Source organism: Campylobacter canadensis, from assembly GCF_013177655.1.
Classification (GTDB): Bacteria; Campylobacterota; Campylobacteria; order Campylobacterales; family Campylobacteraceae; genus Campylobacter_E; species Campylobacter_E canadensis.
In genome coordinates this window covers 126204-140360 of sequence record NZ_CP035946.1, presented here as the reverse complement: position 1 = coordinate 140360, position 14157 = coordinate 126204, and the positions used below count along the sequence as shown (strand labels likewise).

General features: G+C 27.6%; 10 protein-coding genes, 1 tRNA gene, 1 rRNA gene and 1 CRISPR repeat array (1 of these 13 cut by a window edge). All 12 genes read right to left on the bottom strand.

Features of this window, described 5'->3' with window-relative positions:
• Positions 1-435: direct repeats of the CRISPR family, unit length 37 nt; unit sequence CTTTCAAACCTAATTCTAGCAAAACATGGTTTGAAAC (it extends 1126 nt beyond the left edge of the window).
• A 198-nt stretch (positions 436-633) separates the two neighbouring features.
• The 12 genes from CCANL266_RS00655 to caiB all read right to left on the bottom strand — a co-directional run bounded on the left by CCANL266_RS00655 (position 634) and on the right by caiB (position 14152).
• Positions 634-1593 carry a prepilin-type N-terminal cleavage/methylation domain-containing protein gene (locus CCANL266_RS00655; protein WP_172229949.1) on the bottom strand — a complete coding sequence of 320 codons (960 nt, stop codon included), beginning with the start codon at positions 1591-1593 and terminating at the stop codon, positions 634-636.
• A 140-nt stretch (positions 1594-1733) separates the two neighbouring features.
• A complete protein-coding gene (locus tag CCANL266_RS00650; RefSeq protein ID WP_172229946.1) occupies positions 1734-2315 on the bottom strand; it encodes a hypothetical protein in 582 nt (193 codons plus the stop codon).
• 200 nt (positions 2316-2515) lie between these two features.
• Positions 2516-3574: a hypothetical protein gene (locus tag CCANL266_RS00645; protein WP_172229943.1), complete on the bottom strand. Its 1059-nt coding sequence runs from the start codon at positions 3572-3574 to the stop codon at positions 2516-2518.
• Positions 3575-3900: 326 nt separating this feature from the next.
• Positions 3901-4527, bottom strand: a complete 627-nt coding sequence (locus CCANL266_RS00640) for a hypothetical protein (protein WP_172229940.1) — start codon at positions 4525-4527, stop codon at positions 3901-3903.
• Between the two features lie 399 nt (positions 4528-4926).
• Positions 4927-5958: a hypothetical protein gene (locus CCANL266_RS00635; protein WP_172229937.1), complete on the bottom strand. Its 1032-nt coding sequence runs from the start codon at positions 5956-5958 to the stop codon at positions 4927-4929.
• 227 nt (positions 5959-6185) lie between these two features.
• Positions 6186-7205 (bottom strand): lysozyme inhibitor LprI family protein, encoded by a 1020-nt coding sequence (locus CCANL266_RS00630; RefSeq protein ID WP_172229934.1) that lies wholly within the window; start codon positions 7203-7205, stop codon positions 6186-6188.
• Positions 7206-7604: 399 nt separating this feature from the next.
• A tRNA-Ile gene (locus CCANL266_RS00625) sits at positions 7605-7681 on the bottom strand.
• A 121-nt stretch (positions 7682-7802) separates the two neighbouring features.
• Positions 7803-9311: ribosomal RNA gene (locus CCANL266_RS00620) — 16S ribosomal RNA — on the bottom strand.
• A gap of 300 nt (positions 9312-9611) precedes the next feature.
• Complete coding sequence (locus tag CCANL266_RS00615) at positions 9612-9941, bottom strand: ferredoxin family protein (protein ID WP_070314832.1); 330 nt, start codon at positions 9939-9941, stop codon at positions 9612-9614.
• Complete coding sequence (locus tag CCANL266_RS00610) at positions 9938-11266, bottom strand: FAD-dependent oxidoreductase (protein WP_172229931.1); 1329 nt, start codon at positions 11264-11266, stop codon at positions 9938-9940. Before CCANL266_RS00610 ends, CCANL266_RS00615 begins: the two co-directional genes overlap by 4 nt.
• The gene (locus CCANL266_RS00605; RefSeq protein WP_172229928.1) at positions 11253-12947 is read right to left on the bottom strand and encodes an AMP-binding protein; all 1695 of its coding nucleotides are present in this window, start codon (positions 12945-12947) and stop codon (positions 11253-11255) included. The genes CCANL266_RS00610 and CCANL266_RS00605 overlap by 14 nt, the downstream gene beginning before the upstream one ends.
• Positions 12948-12949: 2 nt before the next feature.
• A complete protein-coding gene (gene caiB, locus CCANL266_RS00600; RefSeq protein ID WP_172229925.1) occupies positions 12950-14152 on the bottom strand; it encodes an L-carnitine CoA-transferase in 1203 nt (400 codons plus the stop codon).
• Positions 14153-14157 lie beyond the last annotated feature (5 nt).

The following is a 14157-nucleotide window of genomic DNA, read 5'->3' as shown; positions in this document are numbered from 1 at the left end:
ACTCATATGTTAATAACGAATATTTAATTAACGTTGATCTTTCAAACCTAATTCTAGCAAAACATGGTTTGAAACGTAGTACGAATTAAACATCTTTTTCCAACTTCATACTTTCAAACCTAATTCTAGCAAAACATGGTTTGAAACCTAGCATTTAAAGATGCAGACAATTCGGTTTATCGCTTTCAAACCTAATTCTAGCAAAACATGGTTTGAAACTTCAGTTCATTATCGTCATTATATCGCAAATTTTGCTTTCAAACCTAATTCTAGCAAAACATGGTTTGAAACGAGATGAAGCTACTTGAAACTTCAATTTTAGAAGACTTTCAAACCTAATTCTAGCAAAACATGGTTTGAAACGTTTCGAGTGCTGAATCGGTGCCAACGATGCCAATCTTTCAAACCTAATTCTAGCAAAACATGGTTTGAAACACAATTTCTTCTTATTTATCTTTTGCTTACTGCACTTCTTTAATTTCTCTAACCAAATTATTTATCTAAAATATATTGATTATTGTAAGTCTTAATTGTTAGTTTGGCAAAAAGCTATATTCTTTAGCAAGTAGTATTTTTACATTAAAGAACGGATTAAGCAGTGTGTTAAATAAATTAAAAACAATCTAAATTAGCTTAATTAAAATTAATACATTCGCTTTTATCTACTATTTTAGAAAAACCTATGTAATTAAGCTTTATGCAAATATAATCATCCTTGCTTGAAAGTTTTATATAATAGTGCTGAATACTATTAAAATCATATATATTACTTGATAAATTACCAAATTCATTAAAATAAATCGTACTAGTTTTTTTAATTTTTGCTTTATTATCATAATAATAAAAAGCAGCTTTAATAATATTTGCACTTTTACTTAAATTAGCTCTTGGGGTAAATAAGCTTTTATCTATACTAACTCCACTAAAAGGAGCTGCTATTAATAAGCTTTTATTTATATAATCTTTTACTATTTCATTTTTATCAGGATTAGAACTTGACTTACCAGCTTTGTCTGCAAAGATTGTATAGCCTATTTCTTTATTTTTAGAACAAATATATTTTTTGTATTTTGCATTATAAGTATTTGCTATACAATGAAACCTAAGTCTAAAATATTTTTTCTTATAATCATCATTATTTGCTCCATCATAAAAATCATAACTTAAAGCATTTATTTGTGCATACTTAATATCATTCATCAAAGCTCTTGCACTTTCTTCTAAGCTATTAATACTATGTATTTTAGATAATGCAACACTTGATAAGATTGCTATTATTACAATAACTATAACTAATTCTAAAAGGGTATATGCTTGTTTGTTATGTGTGAAGTTGTTTGCTTTGTTATTTAAAACCTTATTTAAGTCTTTATACTTGCCTTTGTTTGTGTTTAAAACTTTGCTTATATTTGTGTTTTTTATTTTATTGATACTTGTTGTATTGATAGTTAGTTTTTTGATAGATTTTGTATTAATATCTTGCTTGTTGATATCTTGTTTATTAATATCTTGTTTGTTGATATCTTTTGTATAAAAAGAATAAATAAGAAATGAATTTATGAAATTATTATTATATTTTTTAATGCTTAGCATAGATATTGTTACTTAACCTTTATTTTTATTTTATGTTTTTTAAATATTTTATATGATATTAGTAAAATAAATTAATGTAAATTAAATAATTGTATAAAAATAAAAGTTAAAGATGATGGGGGGGGGTGCATCATTTTATATTAAACTTTTCTTCTATAAACTGTAATTGCAATTTTTGTAAAATCACCCTTTATATTATCATCATCTATTAGATTTGTAATGACTGCTTTATAAGTTTTATTCTCAGGTATAAAATAAAATCCAAGATATCTTACCGCCATAAAAACTTTTTCATTTTTTATACTCATAGTTCTAAGACTGTCTACATTTGTATTTGCATTTGGCGTAGCGATTTTATCAAATACCAATATCTCATCACCATCTTTAGTAAGTTCATATATTTTAATATCAAGTGCAAGTGGATAATAAGGATTATCTCGTATATTGCTTTCTGTTTTTTTATCGTATAAATCAACTGAATAAAAATCCTTACCTACTTCACCATATTTAAAACGCAAAGGATAAAAAGCATAAAATCCTACATGCTCTCCTATATCTTTTCTTTGTGGCTTAAAGAGTATTTCAATTTTAGATCCTTTTTTGCTTAAATCAAATAAAGTATATATGGGAGTTTTTGGTATTTTATCTTTATGAAATATATCAAATAATCCAGCACTTAATAATGAAACTAACATAAGTGATAATCCAAGTTTTTTAAACATTTATTTTCCTTTGTTATTTTTCTTATTATAGCATTAATTTAAATAAAAATATTAAAAATCTTTATTATTTTTTATAATTTGTTACTTTTTATGCTAATTTTAATAATAAGTTAAATTTTTTATAAATTATATAAAATCTAAAATAAAGACTTAAATATATTTATAACTTTATCTCACTATATGCTTTTAATTTAGAAAAATCACTCATTTCTTAGCTCCTTATCATTAATAAAATTTTCTATAAATATATTGCGACATTCGCTATCTGAATAAACACCAACATTTATGTTTTTATTGCATAATTTTGTAGAACCATAAAGAACTTCAGGTGGGGCAGTAACTTCAGCTATTGTGCTATATAAAAGAAAAGGTTTGCCGGTTTTATAAGTAAATATACTCTGAGCTATTTTTTTATTATTATTCCTATCTTTTATGTAAGCAAAGTATTTAAATTTAGCCCAAGCTTTATCCTTTATATCAGGATAATCGCATATATATTCATAATCAGAATTAGTGCATTCTACATATTCATATCTTGATACTTCATTTTTATCTATTTGAACTCTTGCTATGCATTTATTTTTGTAGAATTCTTCAAGCTCAGCAATTATACTTTTATACTTTGGCAAATAATCTATAAACGCTATTATATTACTATTTTTCATGTTATAAATTTTAATTAAATATGTTATTAATTCTTTTATTTCAGTAGGAATTTTTTCATGAAAGATATTTTTATCTAAAAAATAATCCCAATAAGCATAATATTTATTATAATTTTCTAAATATTTTTTATAATATTTATTGTATAGTTCTAAAAATTCATCATATTCAATAAAACCTTTAGTTCCATCGTTTTTAACATAACTTATCGAAAAAAACAGTCTAGTTTTTAACTCTTTTGATGCTACACAGTTTTTATCATCTTCATTGCTTGAATATAATCTAAAATATTTTCCATTGTTTATAGGATGCTCACTTACTTCTTTATATTCAATATATTTTATTTTATTATCTAAAAGTAATCTCGTATAAAAATCTGGCAATATAGAGTTTGGCCATCCTCCAATATAATATTCACTTATTTTGCTTACTTTTTCACCTGACAACCAAACCTTATGCTCACCTAAGTATAATGAATCTCCTTTAAAAGGCTCAAAGTATGTGTTTCTAGCATATTTATAAGCATTATAATAAAAAGCAACATATCCTATAAATATATCACCAAAACAAACAAAGAACCAAATGATAAACCACATTAGCTTTTTTTTAAAACCTTTTGGTTTAATTAAAGCAATAAAAAGTGTAACAAGTACAGCGACATGTAGTAGAAAAAATTCCATTTTATTCCTTTGTTTATTTTTCTTATTATAGCATTAATTTAAATAAAAATATTAAAAATCTTTATTATTTTTTATAATTTGTTACTTTTTATGATATTTTTAAATATAAATAAAATTTTACTTATTTTTTGTGTTATTTTTTATAAATTTATGTAGAATTTAATTATAACTACATTACAGTCCAAATATTTTTAAAATTATCCATATAATTCAAATATTCTTATTTTGTCATCATTAACTCCTTAATTATCAATTTTTTCATAAACATAACCATATTTATCAAAATAAATTTTAAGCTCTTTTATATTGATATTGTGGCTATCTTTAAAATACTTTTCAAGTTCATAATATTTTTCAATGCTTAAAATATTTATAATCTTTTCATCTTGCAATAAAATTACTGAATCCATTACCTTATAGTGTTTTAGCTTAAATGCAAATATATAATAAAATAATTTAAGAATAAAATTCATAAAGTATTGAAAAATAGTGCCAGGTAGTAGAAAAAGCCATAAAATTTGAATTACTTCATGGGGTTTTTGCGATTTATGATGAGCTACCGAAAAGCTTTTGTATATCTTAAAAGGACTATTTAAATCAATACTTTCTAAAACTTCGCCATTATTTAGATAACTAATTGTATTTTTAGTAATTATGATTTCCCTTTTACATTTTATAAAAGGTCTTATGTAAGGTAGTGTTAAAAATGGCATAATTATAAAAGCATTTCTATAAAATGAAGAGCTGGGATTATCTGTTAGTAAATACGCAATATAACATATGATTATACAAACAAAAGCAGGTAAAAAATCAAAAAATGTATTAATATCTTTGATAATTAGCGGCTCTTTATCGTAATCTCTTTGCATATCATCTAACCTTTTTTTAATAAAATTATATGGTGCTATATAATATAATCAATGTCTTAAGTTAAAATCACAACTAAAAATATCAACATTCCAAATTTTAAGCATTTAAACTCCTTTATTTTTCTTATTATAGCATTAATTTAAATAAAAATATTAAAAATCTTTATTATTATTTATTATTTTTTATAATTTGTTACTTTTTGTGATATTTTTAAATTCTTACTTAAAATTATCATAATTTTTAAAAGAATTTGATTAATAATTAGAACTTTTATAATTTGTTACTTTATACTTATTTAGAACTTTTTTGTCCCCATAGGTATAATGATAATATTTCACTTGTAAAATCACCATTTAAATCCAATCTAAAATTTGCCATGTTTTCTCCTTTTTATAATTTTAAATACCATTATAAATCTCAATTGCTTCTTTTTCTGGATCAAAGTTTGAATAACCACAATTATCAAATTTATAATTATAAGAAATACGTTGTTTTTTTATATTATTTTCATACCATAAAAGCTCATTATCAACCTCTTCAAGCCTACGTTTATACTCTTTTTCTTTATCTTTACGCTCATCAAATTCATCAAAAAGATAAAATCTATAGGTTCCATATGTATTATCTTTAAATTCAAATGCTAAATCTAAATAAAATGTAATTGAAACGCGAACACCCCCTACAGGTAAAATAATAGGCTTAGTAAATCCAGCTGTATTATTTTTAACTACTAAATATTTAGTGTAATCAACCGATTCTAATTCATCGTAATTAACATATTCTTTAGAATAAGCATTTTTTCTTAAGTAATCTTTGTAATTATCTAAATTAATATCTTTATGTATCATATACTCGTGTTTCTCAATACTATTATATTTGTTTTTATAAACAATATCTTTAAATATTAATTGCTTTGTAAAATCATCAATCACCACTCTTTTATAAAGCTCATCTTTAGGTAATATCCTATCTTCTTCTAAACAATAGCCTTGCTGATATTTTTTATAACCAATTAAAGTTACTGTTTTTTCATGAGTTTTACTTGAGTAATCAGGAACAACTCTTAAAAAGGAAATATCTAATATAAACATTATTATCATAGGAATTATGCTATATTTAAAAGCTATTTTGTTATTAAATTTCTTTCTTAATTTAAAGAAAAGTATTGTAAAAAATATGATTATAAAAACTTTAAAATAAGTTAGTGGATAAAGTATAAGTCCTTTATAAAATAAAACTATTATTTTAATTAAATATTCATAAATACAAACATTTGCCACAAAAAAGCAAACAAGCATCCAAAATATATCTTTTTCTGGTTTTCCTCTGCCAATAGTAGGGCCTACAACAACTGAACCAATAGCAATCATTATTTCAATTATTATAAAAATTATAAAAAGTATTTTTAGTATTTTTAATACTTTTTTCATATCATACCTTTGTTATTTTTCTTATTATAGCATTAATTTAAATAAAAATATTAAAAATCTTTATTATTTTTTATAATTTGTTACTTTTTATGATAATTTTAAATATAAATAAAATTTTACTTATTTTTTGTGTTATTTTTTATAAATTTATGTAGCTTTTAGTTAGCTGTGTAATGTAAGCCTGTAAGCTTTATTTGTTTTTATTTATTTTTAGTTATTCTCCTTTTTTAAATATAACAACCAAAAATTTTAAATTTATTACATCTATCAATTTCTTCTGAATAATTTTGATAAATAATATTAGATACCATATCTAAAATATCAATAAAAGTAATACTGTAATAATTGTTATGTCTCTTATATTTTAAAATATAATCACTACCCTTATACTCTATAATAAAAGTTTCTTTTGTTTCTTCATAAAAATTATTTGATAGTTTCATTTTATTAGATTTTCTTAAAAGGTCTAATAAATCCTTATTTTTCATAGGATAATTACAAAAATCTTTTTCTATAAATAGTATATTTCCATATTCTCCTGAAAGAGCTAGATAGTTTTTGCCATCTAAAAGAACATCACTTATAGTTATGCTTTTATGTCTTTCTATATATTTTTTACCTTTAATTTTACTTATAAAATAAAGCTCTCCATTCTTATCCACTTCTATAAAATGATAATCCACATCATTGTCAATACCATTTATGTTATCACGCCCTATAACTTTTAAAACCCTTCTATCAAGACCTAAGTCCCAACAATATTTAAGAGTATCTTTTACTTCTTTACTAGAATAAGGCTTAGCATCTACTATTTTTGGCTTAAATTTTAAATCTTTGTATCTAAAAAAATCTTGCCAAAAATTATTTAGCTTTGGTAATTTTCTGCATTTTTCTGGCTCATCAGTAAATCTTCCATGTTCAAATCTCATGTAGTTATATTTATAACATTCAGTTGAGTTTTCTTGAATTGTTTTTATATGTTCTATTAGCTCTTTAGGATAAGTTTTTGAGTTTTCAAGACTAGTGTTAAGTTCTTTTATTCTAGTTTCATATAAAGTTTTAATGCAATTATTATCATCTTTGCAGTTATTAATGCTTTTTAGAAATTCATCTTGGTCTTGTTTTATTTCTTTTGTAATATAAGGAAGAGTGTTGTAAATTTTATTTAATTCTAAGCTTAAATCATCAATTTCACTTGCATTTATATTTAGTATTAATAATAATGATATGCTTATTTTTTTAAACATTTATTCTCCTTTATTCTTAATAAATATATACTACTAATATTAACCTAGAATATTTATTAAAAATACTAGCAAATATTATTAGCACATAATAACAATCATAATTTATGTTAGATTTAAAAATACAAAGAGAAAAACATAGTAAAAGATAATGTTAATTATTAAATTAAAAAACAAATAAAATAAAAACTAACATTATTCTTGTTACTTTATGCTTACTTTAGTTTTAATATTATATAAATATTGAATTAATTATTGACTAAATAAGTTAATAGCTAACAAACAAAAAAAATATTTTATATTTTTTAGCAAATAAAAAATTATTACAAAAATAATATACATAATAATCAAGCACTTAAAATACTATAAAAATAAAATGGGAGAATAAGACAAAGTTAAAAATGGTGGGCCTAACAAGACTTGAACTTGTGACCTCACCCTTATCAGGGGTGCACTCTAACCAGCTGAGCTATAGGCCCATTAAAGATATAAATATCTAATAAGCTCTTAAAACAACATCAACATTTCAACCTTTGATATCCAAACAAGGACAAGAGATAAATGAATACTCTTTTGTGAGAAAGAGTATTTGTACTCTAGAAAGGAGGTGATCCAACCGCAGGTTCTCCTACGGTTACCTTGTTACGACTTCACCCCAGTCGCTGATTTTGCTGTGGACAGTAACTATTTTAGTATTCTGGCTTAAAGCACAATCAACTCCCATGGTGTGACGGGCGGTGAGTACAAGACCCGGGAACGTATTCACCGTAACATAGCTGATTTACGATTACTAGCGATTCCGGCTTCATGCTCTCGAGTTGCAGAGAACAATCCGAACTAGGACATATTTTATAGATTTGCTCCATCTCGCGATATTGCGTCTCATTGTATATGCCATTGTAGCACGTGTGTAGCCCTAGGCATAAGGGCCATGATGACTTGACGTCGTCCACACCTTCCTCCTCCTTGCGAAGGCAGTCTATTTAGAGTGCTCAGCCAAACTGTTAGCAACTAAATACGTGGGTTGCGCTCGTTGCGGGACTTAACCCAACATCTCACGACACGAGCTGACGACAGCCGTGCAGCACCTGTCTTATGGTTCTAGCAAGCTAGCACCCTCTTATCTCTAAAAGGTTCCATAGATATCAAGCCTAGGTAAGGTTCTTCGCGTAGAATCGAATTAAACCACATGCTCCACCGCTTGTGCGGGTCCCCGTCTATTCCTTTGAGTTTTAATCTTGCGACCGTACTCCCCAGGCGGTATGCTTAATGCGTTAGCTGCATTACTGAAATGACTAGCATTCCAACAACTAGCATACATCGTTTAGGGCGTGGACTACCAGGGTATCTAATCCTGTTTGCTCCCCACGCTTTCGCGCCTTAGCGTCAGTTAAGTTCTAGCAGATCGCTTTCGCAATTGGCATTCTTAGTAATATCTACGGATTTTACCCCTACACTACTAATTCCATCTGCCTCTCCCTTACTCTAGACTATCAGTTTCTTAAGCAGTTTAATGGTTAAGCCATTAGATTTCACAAAAGACTTGATAATCCGCCTACGCGCCCTTTACGCCCAGTGATTCCGAGTAACGCTTGCACCCTCCGTATTACCGCGGCTGCTGGCACGGAGTTAGCCGGTGCTTATTCTTACAATACAGTCAGTATTCTTCTTGTAAAAAAGGAGTTTACGCTCCGAAAAGTGTCATCCTCCACGCGGCGTTGCTGCTTCAGGCTTTCGCCCATTGAGCAATATTCCCCACTGCTGCCTCCCGTAGGAGTCTGGACCGTGTCTCAGTTCCAGTGTGTCTGATCATCCTCTAAGACCAGATATGCGTCATAGCCTTGGTAAGCCATTACCTTACCAACTAGCTGATACAATATAGCCCTATCCCTTACCGAAAAACTTTCCCACCTTAACTTATGTTAAAGCGGAGTATAGAGTATTAGCAGCCATTTCTAGCTGTTGTCCTCTTGTAAGGGGCAAGTTAGCTATACATTACTCACCCGTGCGCCACTAATCCGTCTAGCAAGCTAGACTTCATCGTTCGACTTGCATGTGTTAGGCACGCCGCCAGCGTTCACTCTGAGCCAGGATCAAACTCTCCATAATTTTATGAAGTGTTTAAAAGAAATGCTATTAAATAAATAATAGCTTTTGTAACTAGCTCTTGATCACTTGTTTAGATATCAAAGATTGACGTTGAAAAATGTTTTAACAAAAATAAATAAAAATAACGATATTTAATAACAATAATAAAAGTAATAAAGAAAATTAAAAACTTTTTATAAAGCTTTGTTTATGGCTTATATATTAAGTTAATTTGATTTATTCTTTCTATGGTTAAAAAACATAAAGATGAAATAATACATTGTTAAGCTTAAATAAAGCTTAACGATTAGGAATTTTATTTTAACTCATCTTAAATAAAATTCCAAAACTAGCATTAGGAAGTTTCCATTGTTTTAGCAGTGCGCCACAATTATTTGAGCTTGCCATTGCATTACTTGTTTTATCCTTGCTTTTTCCATAATGAAAAGAAATCATTTTACAAGTTCCACACTCCAAACAACCTGCATAATCAAATTTTAATTTATCATTTTCCATTTTATAAAGATTTGCAGGACATACTTTACATAATTTTAAAGCTAAATTCTTATCTAAATTTTCATCAACTATAATATGTGCATTTTCTTCATCTACATTAAATTTATTTAAAGCTAATTTTTCATCTATATTCATAAGCTTTTTCCTCCTTTATAAACATCTTTTAATAAATTCATAAAGCCGATTTTTTTTACAAATTTCATTATTTTATTTTTCATACGCAAAGTTTTTCCATCTACTTTAAAAATATCAATAAATAATTCATTTAAAGCTTTTGGATATTCGTTAAAAATTCTAGGATTATGCTCTAAAAATTCTCCAAATGAAGCAAAATCTTTCATATCCAAAAAAGCGTCCTGTTTAAAAAGTTCATTTTTGTACTCATTTAAAGCATTGGAATTTTGCTTAAATGCTTTAGCAATAGCTCTTGCTGCACATTTTGCACTCATAATACAAAGATCCATTCCCCTTACCGTATAGCCTAAATTAATGCAAAATCCAGCCGCATCTCCTACAACAAGCACACCATTAGCTCCTAAATCACTCAAAGCATTGTATCCGCCTTCAGGAACCAAGTGCGCACTATATTCTACGCTTTTTGCATCTTTGATTAAAGCGCTAATCATAGGATGTTTTTTAAATTGCTCAAACACTTCATAACTTGCTTTATTAAAATCCGTTCCTAAACCTATAACACAACCTAAGCTAATAGAATTTTCATTTGTATATAAAAATCCTCCGCCCATTTGATAATCACTCGCACTCCCAGCAAACAAAGCAGCTAAACCTTCATTGTTAGAAAGTGCAAAACGCTCATTTACATTAAGCTCTATAACTTCTTTAATCCCTAAAGCATAATTTTTTCCAACAAAACCGCAATCTTTATCACTACTTGCATTTAAATTGATACTTTGTGCTAAAAGAGAATTTACACCTTCTGCTAAAACAACCATTTTAGCCATCATTTCATCTTCACCTGATTTTATACCCACTACTTTTTCATTTGCATTTAAAGTTCTATTTAAATCTCTAGATAAAAGAATTTCTTTCTTTTCATTTTCAATTAAAAGCGTATCTACTAAAACATTACTAGCTATCATGACGCCTAAATCTTCACATTTATTTGCAAGATAATTTAAAAATTTACTTTGGATAATACTATAAGAATTTGCAAATTTATCCTCATCAATACTTTTACGACTTTCAATGCTTAAAGCGTTTTTATCATCTAAAAAACCTAGTTTTTCACAAGTAATCACTCTTTCACAAGCACTATCAAAATCTTCCAAACCTTTAATATCTCTTAAAGTGTGTGCATAAAGTCTTCCGCCCGATACATTTTTACTTGCAATATCTGCTCTTTCAAGCAAAACCACACTTAAGCCTTCTTGCGCTAAAACATAAGCACAAGTAAGCCCACTAATACCACCACCAACGACAATTACATCAGTTTCTTCCATAAATTTCTCCTAAAACATTTTTTCTTACTTTTCCAAGATAATTACGAGGCAAATGATTTAAAAAAATAAATTCACTCACCTGTTTAAATTTCGCTAGGCGTAAATTGAGCGTAATAAGCTCTTTTTCAATTTGTTTTAGCTCTTTATTTTTTTGTAAAATATTTACTTCTTCTTCATAAGGATAATCTTTAAGCTCTAAAAATGCTATGATTTTATCACAAGCTAAAGCATCGCTTATGCAAATTACACTTGCATTATTGATTTTTTTATGAGAAGAAAGCAGATTTTCAATTTCTAAAGAGCTTATATTTTCTCCGTTAATTTTAATTAAATCTTTATTGCGAGAAAAGAAATAAAACAAAGCATTTTCATCAAAATAACCTATATCATTACTGATAAAATATCCATCAATAAAACTATTTTTTGTATTTAACTCATCTTCATAATACCCAGCAAACAATTCATAACCCAAACGCCCTTTTATACATATAGTGCCTAATTCATTAGCCTTTAAAGGAATAAGTTTATTTTCTTTAATATCAGCAACTATCACTTCATAAGCAAAAAATACCTTACCAATAGCAGGATAAGACATTTTTTCATAATAATTATCCCCTATGCAACCAACAATGCTTTCACTTAATCCATAGCTTGTAAATAAATCCACCTTAAATCTTTTTTTAAATTCTAAATATTTTTCATTACTCATATTTAAAAAATAAAGCAAAAATCTAAGCTTGTGTTTTTTCTCTCTTGCGAATTTATTTTGCAATTTAATAAGCTCTATCATCTTAGGAACTACTTCACTAATATTTGCTTCATAAAAAACTATTTGCTGCCAAAATCTTCTTGCTGAAAATCTTTTTAAAAGCACAAAACAAGCATTTGCTCTTAAACTAGGCATTAAAGCAGTAGCTTGCAAATCAATATGCCAATTAGGCATAGAACTTAAAAAAACCTCATTTTGCCTTAAACCTATTTGATGTAAGGTAAAATAACCAGCAAAAAGCAAATTATAATGAGTGATTTTACAACCCTTAGGCCTAGCAGTAGTGCCTGAAGTAAATAATATCATCGCTAAATCTAAAGGATTAATCTTTGGCATAATAAAATCTTTTTTATGTTTTAAAATGCTTTTTAAAAATGAAGATTTTGCTAATTTTAAAACATCACATTTTACATAAGCTAAAAGCTCATCTTCAGCTACTATGTAATTAAATTTTGTTTTTTCATAAATGTAAGCAAGTTCATCTTCTTTATAACAGGCATTAACAGGAACAAAAATAATCCCGCTTTTAAAACAAGCAAAATACAAAATCACAAATTCTAAGCTATTTTGCAAAAAACTTGCTACTTTATCATTTGCTTTTAAACCTTGAGATTTTAAAAAATTCGCACACTGATTAACTAAAAAATTAAGCTGCATAAAATCCAGCGCTTTTATATCTTGAGTGATTTTAAAATAACCATCTTCTTCTTTTGCTTTTTTTAAAAACAATTCTTTAAAACTAGAACATTCTAAAATATGGGCGTTATCTAAATCATCTTTGCACTCATCAAAAACTAAACATAAATTTAAAAACCTATTAAGCAAAGAGGCATTTTGTTTGATTGCCTCTTTACACTTTAAAGCCTTACGCTCTAAAAATTCACCCAGATTATTTTCATTTACGATTTGCATTTTTAGCCACAATTAATTATTTGTTTGCTTGCTAATTCTTCAATTTTACCTTCGCTAAGTCCTAAGCTAAGTAAAATATCCTTTGTATCTTTGCCGTATTTTGGCATAGCTCTCCAAACCTTTGCAGGATTTATTTTAAATCTTGGCATTACATTTGGACCTTTTACCTTTGTTCCATCTTCTTTTTCCCACTCAATAAAACTTTGTCTTGCTATGTATTGAGGATTGCTTTGTAGTTCACTTACTTCAAGAACTTTAGCTCCAGCAATTTTCTTACTTGCTAAATAATCTAGCGCTTCTTTAACGCTTAATTTTTTAAAATACTCATCTAGCTTTTCTTCAAATAAGGCTGCTTTGCTGGTTTTTCTGGAAATAAGCTGTGTTCCTTCAGGGTATTCATCACTTCCTATTAATTCTCCTATGCCTAATTCAGTAAAAATTTCTTTTACTTGATAGCCGCCTACAACTTCAAATACTATATAACCATCTTTGCAAGTATAAAGCCCACAACCTGCATAAAGCGGGTCTTTACCCTTAATCATTCTTGGGCACATTTCTCCGCCATTTAAATAATCCATCATATAATACTGCCCTGCTCTTAGCATAACCTCATACATACAAACATCAATACTCTCACCTACTCCACTTTCTTTTGCTTTATGTAAAGCTGCTAAAGAACTTGCAGCAACACTAAGCCCTGCCATATAATCAGCCGTATAAGGAAAGGCTGGCATAGGCTGATTGATATCTCCATTTTGTATCAAATATCCTGAAAATGCTTGAGCTATGGTGTTATAAGCAGCTAAGTTAGTATAATAACTATCGCCAAATTGACCAAAACCACTAAGATGTGCTATAACCAAATCTTTTTTATAACTCCATAAAATTTCATCTGTAATTCCTTTATTAGCAAAGGCAGGTCCTTTACTTGCTTCAATAAAAATGTCCGCAGTTTTTATAAGTTCATAAAAAACTTCTTTTCCTTCATCGCTAAAAATATTTAAACTTAGTGCATACAAATTTCTTCTGCTTAATTCTTTATAATTAGGCTGTACTCTTATAGTATCTGCATATTTACTATGTTCAATCCAAATCACCTCAGCTCCCCATTCAGCTAAAGTTTGCGCTGAAAAAGGTCCTGCAATTTCAATAGCACTAAAAACAACTCTAACCCCACTTAAAGGTCCAAATTTAGGTGTATTCATCTTAT

Excerpts from the sequence above, each read along its gene's own strand:
- CCANL266_RS00640 (WP_172229940.1), bottom strand. The coding sequence starts at position 4,527 with ATGCAAAGAGATTACGATAAAGAGCCGCTAATTATCAAAGATATTAAT.
- CCANL266_RS00655 (WP_172229949.1), bottom strand. The coding sequence starts at position 1,593 with ATGCTAAGCATTAAAAAATATAATAATAATTTCATAAATTCATTTCTT.
- CCANL266_RS00645 (WP_172229943.1), bottom strand. The coding sequence starts at position 3,574 with ATGTGGTTTATCATTTGGTTCTTTGTTTGTTTTGGTGATATATTTATA.
- caiB (WP_172229925.1), bottom strand. The coding sequence starts at position 14,152 with ATGAATACACCTAAATTTGGACCTTTAAGTGGGGTTAGAGTTGTTTTT.
- CCANL266_RS00650 (WP_172229946.1), bottom strand. The coding sequence starts at position 2,315 with ATGTTTAAAAAACTTGGATTATCACTTATGTTAGTTTCATTATTAAGT.
- CCANL266_RS00635 (WP_172229937.1), bottom strand. The coding sequence starts at position 5,958 with ATGAAAAAAGTATTAAAAATACTAAAAATACTTTTTATAATTTTTATA.
- CCANL266_RS00630 (WP_172229934.1), bottom strand. The coding sequence starts at position 7,205 with ATGTTTAAAAAAATAAGCATATCATTATTATTAATACTAAATATAAAT.
- CCANL266_RS00605 (WP_172229928.1), bottom strand. The coding sequence starts at position 12,947 with ATGCAAATCGTAAATGAAAATAATCTGGGTGAATTTTTAGAGCGTAAG.
- CCANL266_RS00610 (WP_172229931.1), bottom strand. The coding sequence starts at position 11,266 with ATGGAAGAAACTGATGTAATTGTCGTTGGTGGTGGTATTAGTGGGCTT.
- CCANL266_RS00615 (WP_070314832.1), bottom strand. The coding sequence starts at position 9,941 with ATGAATATAGATGAAAAATTAGCTTTAAATAAATTTAATGTAGATGAA.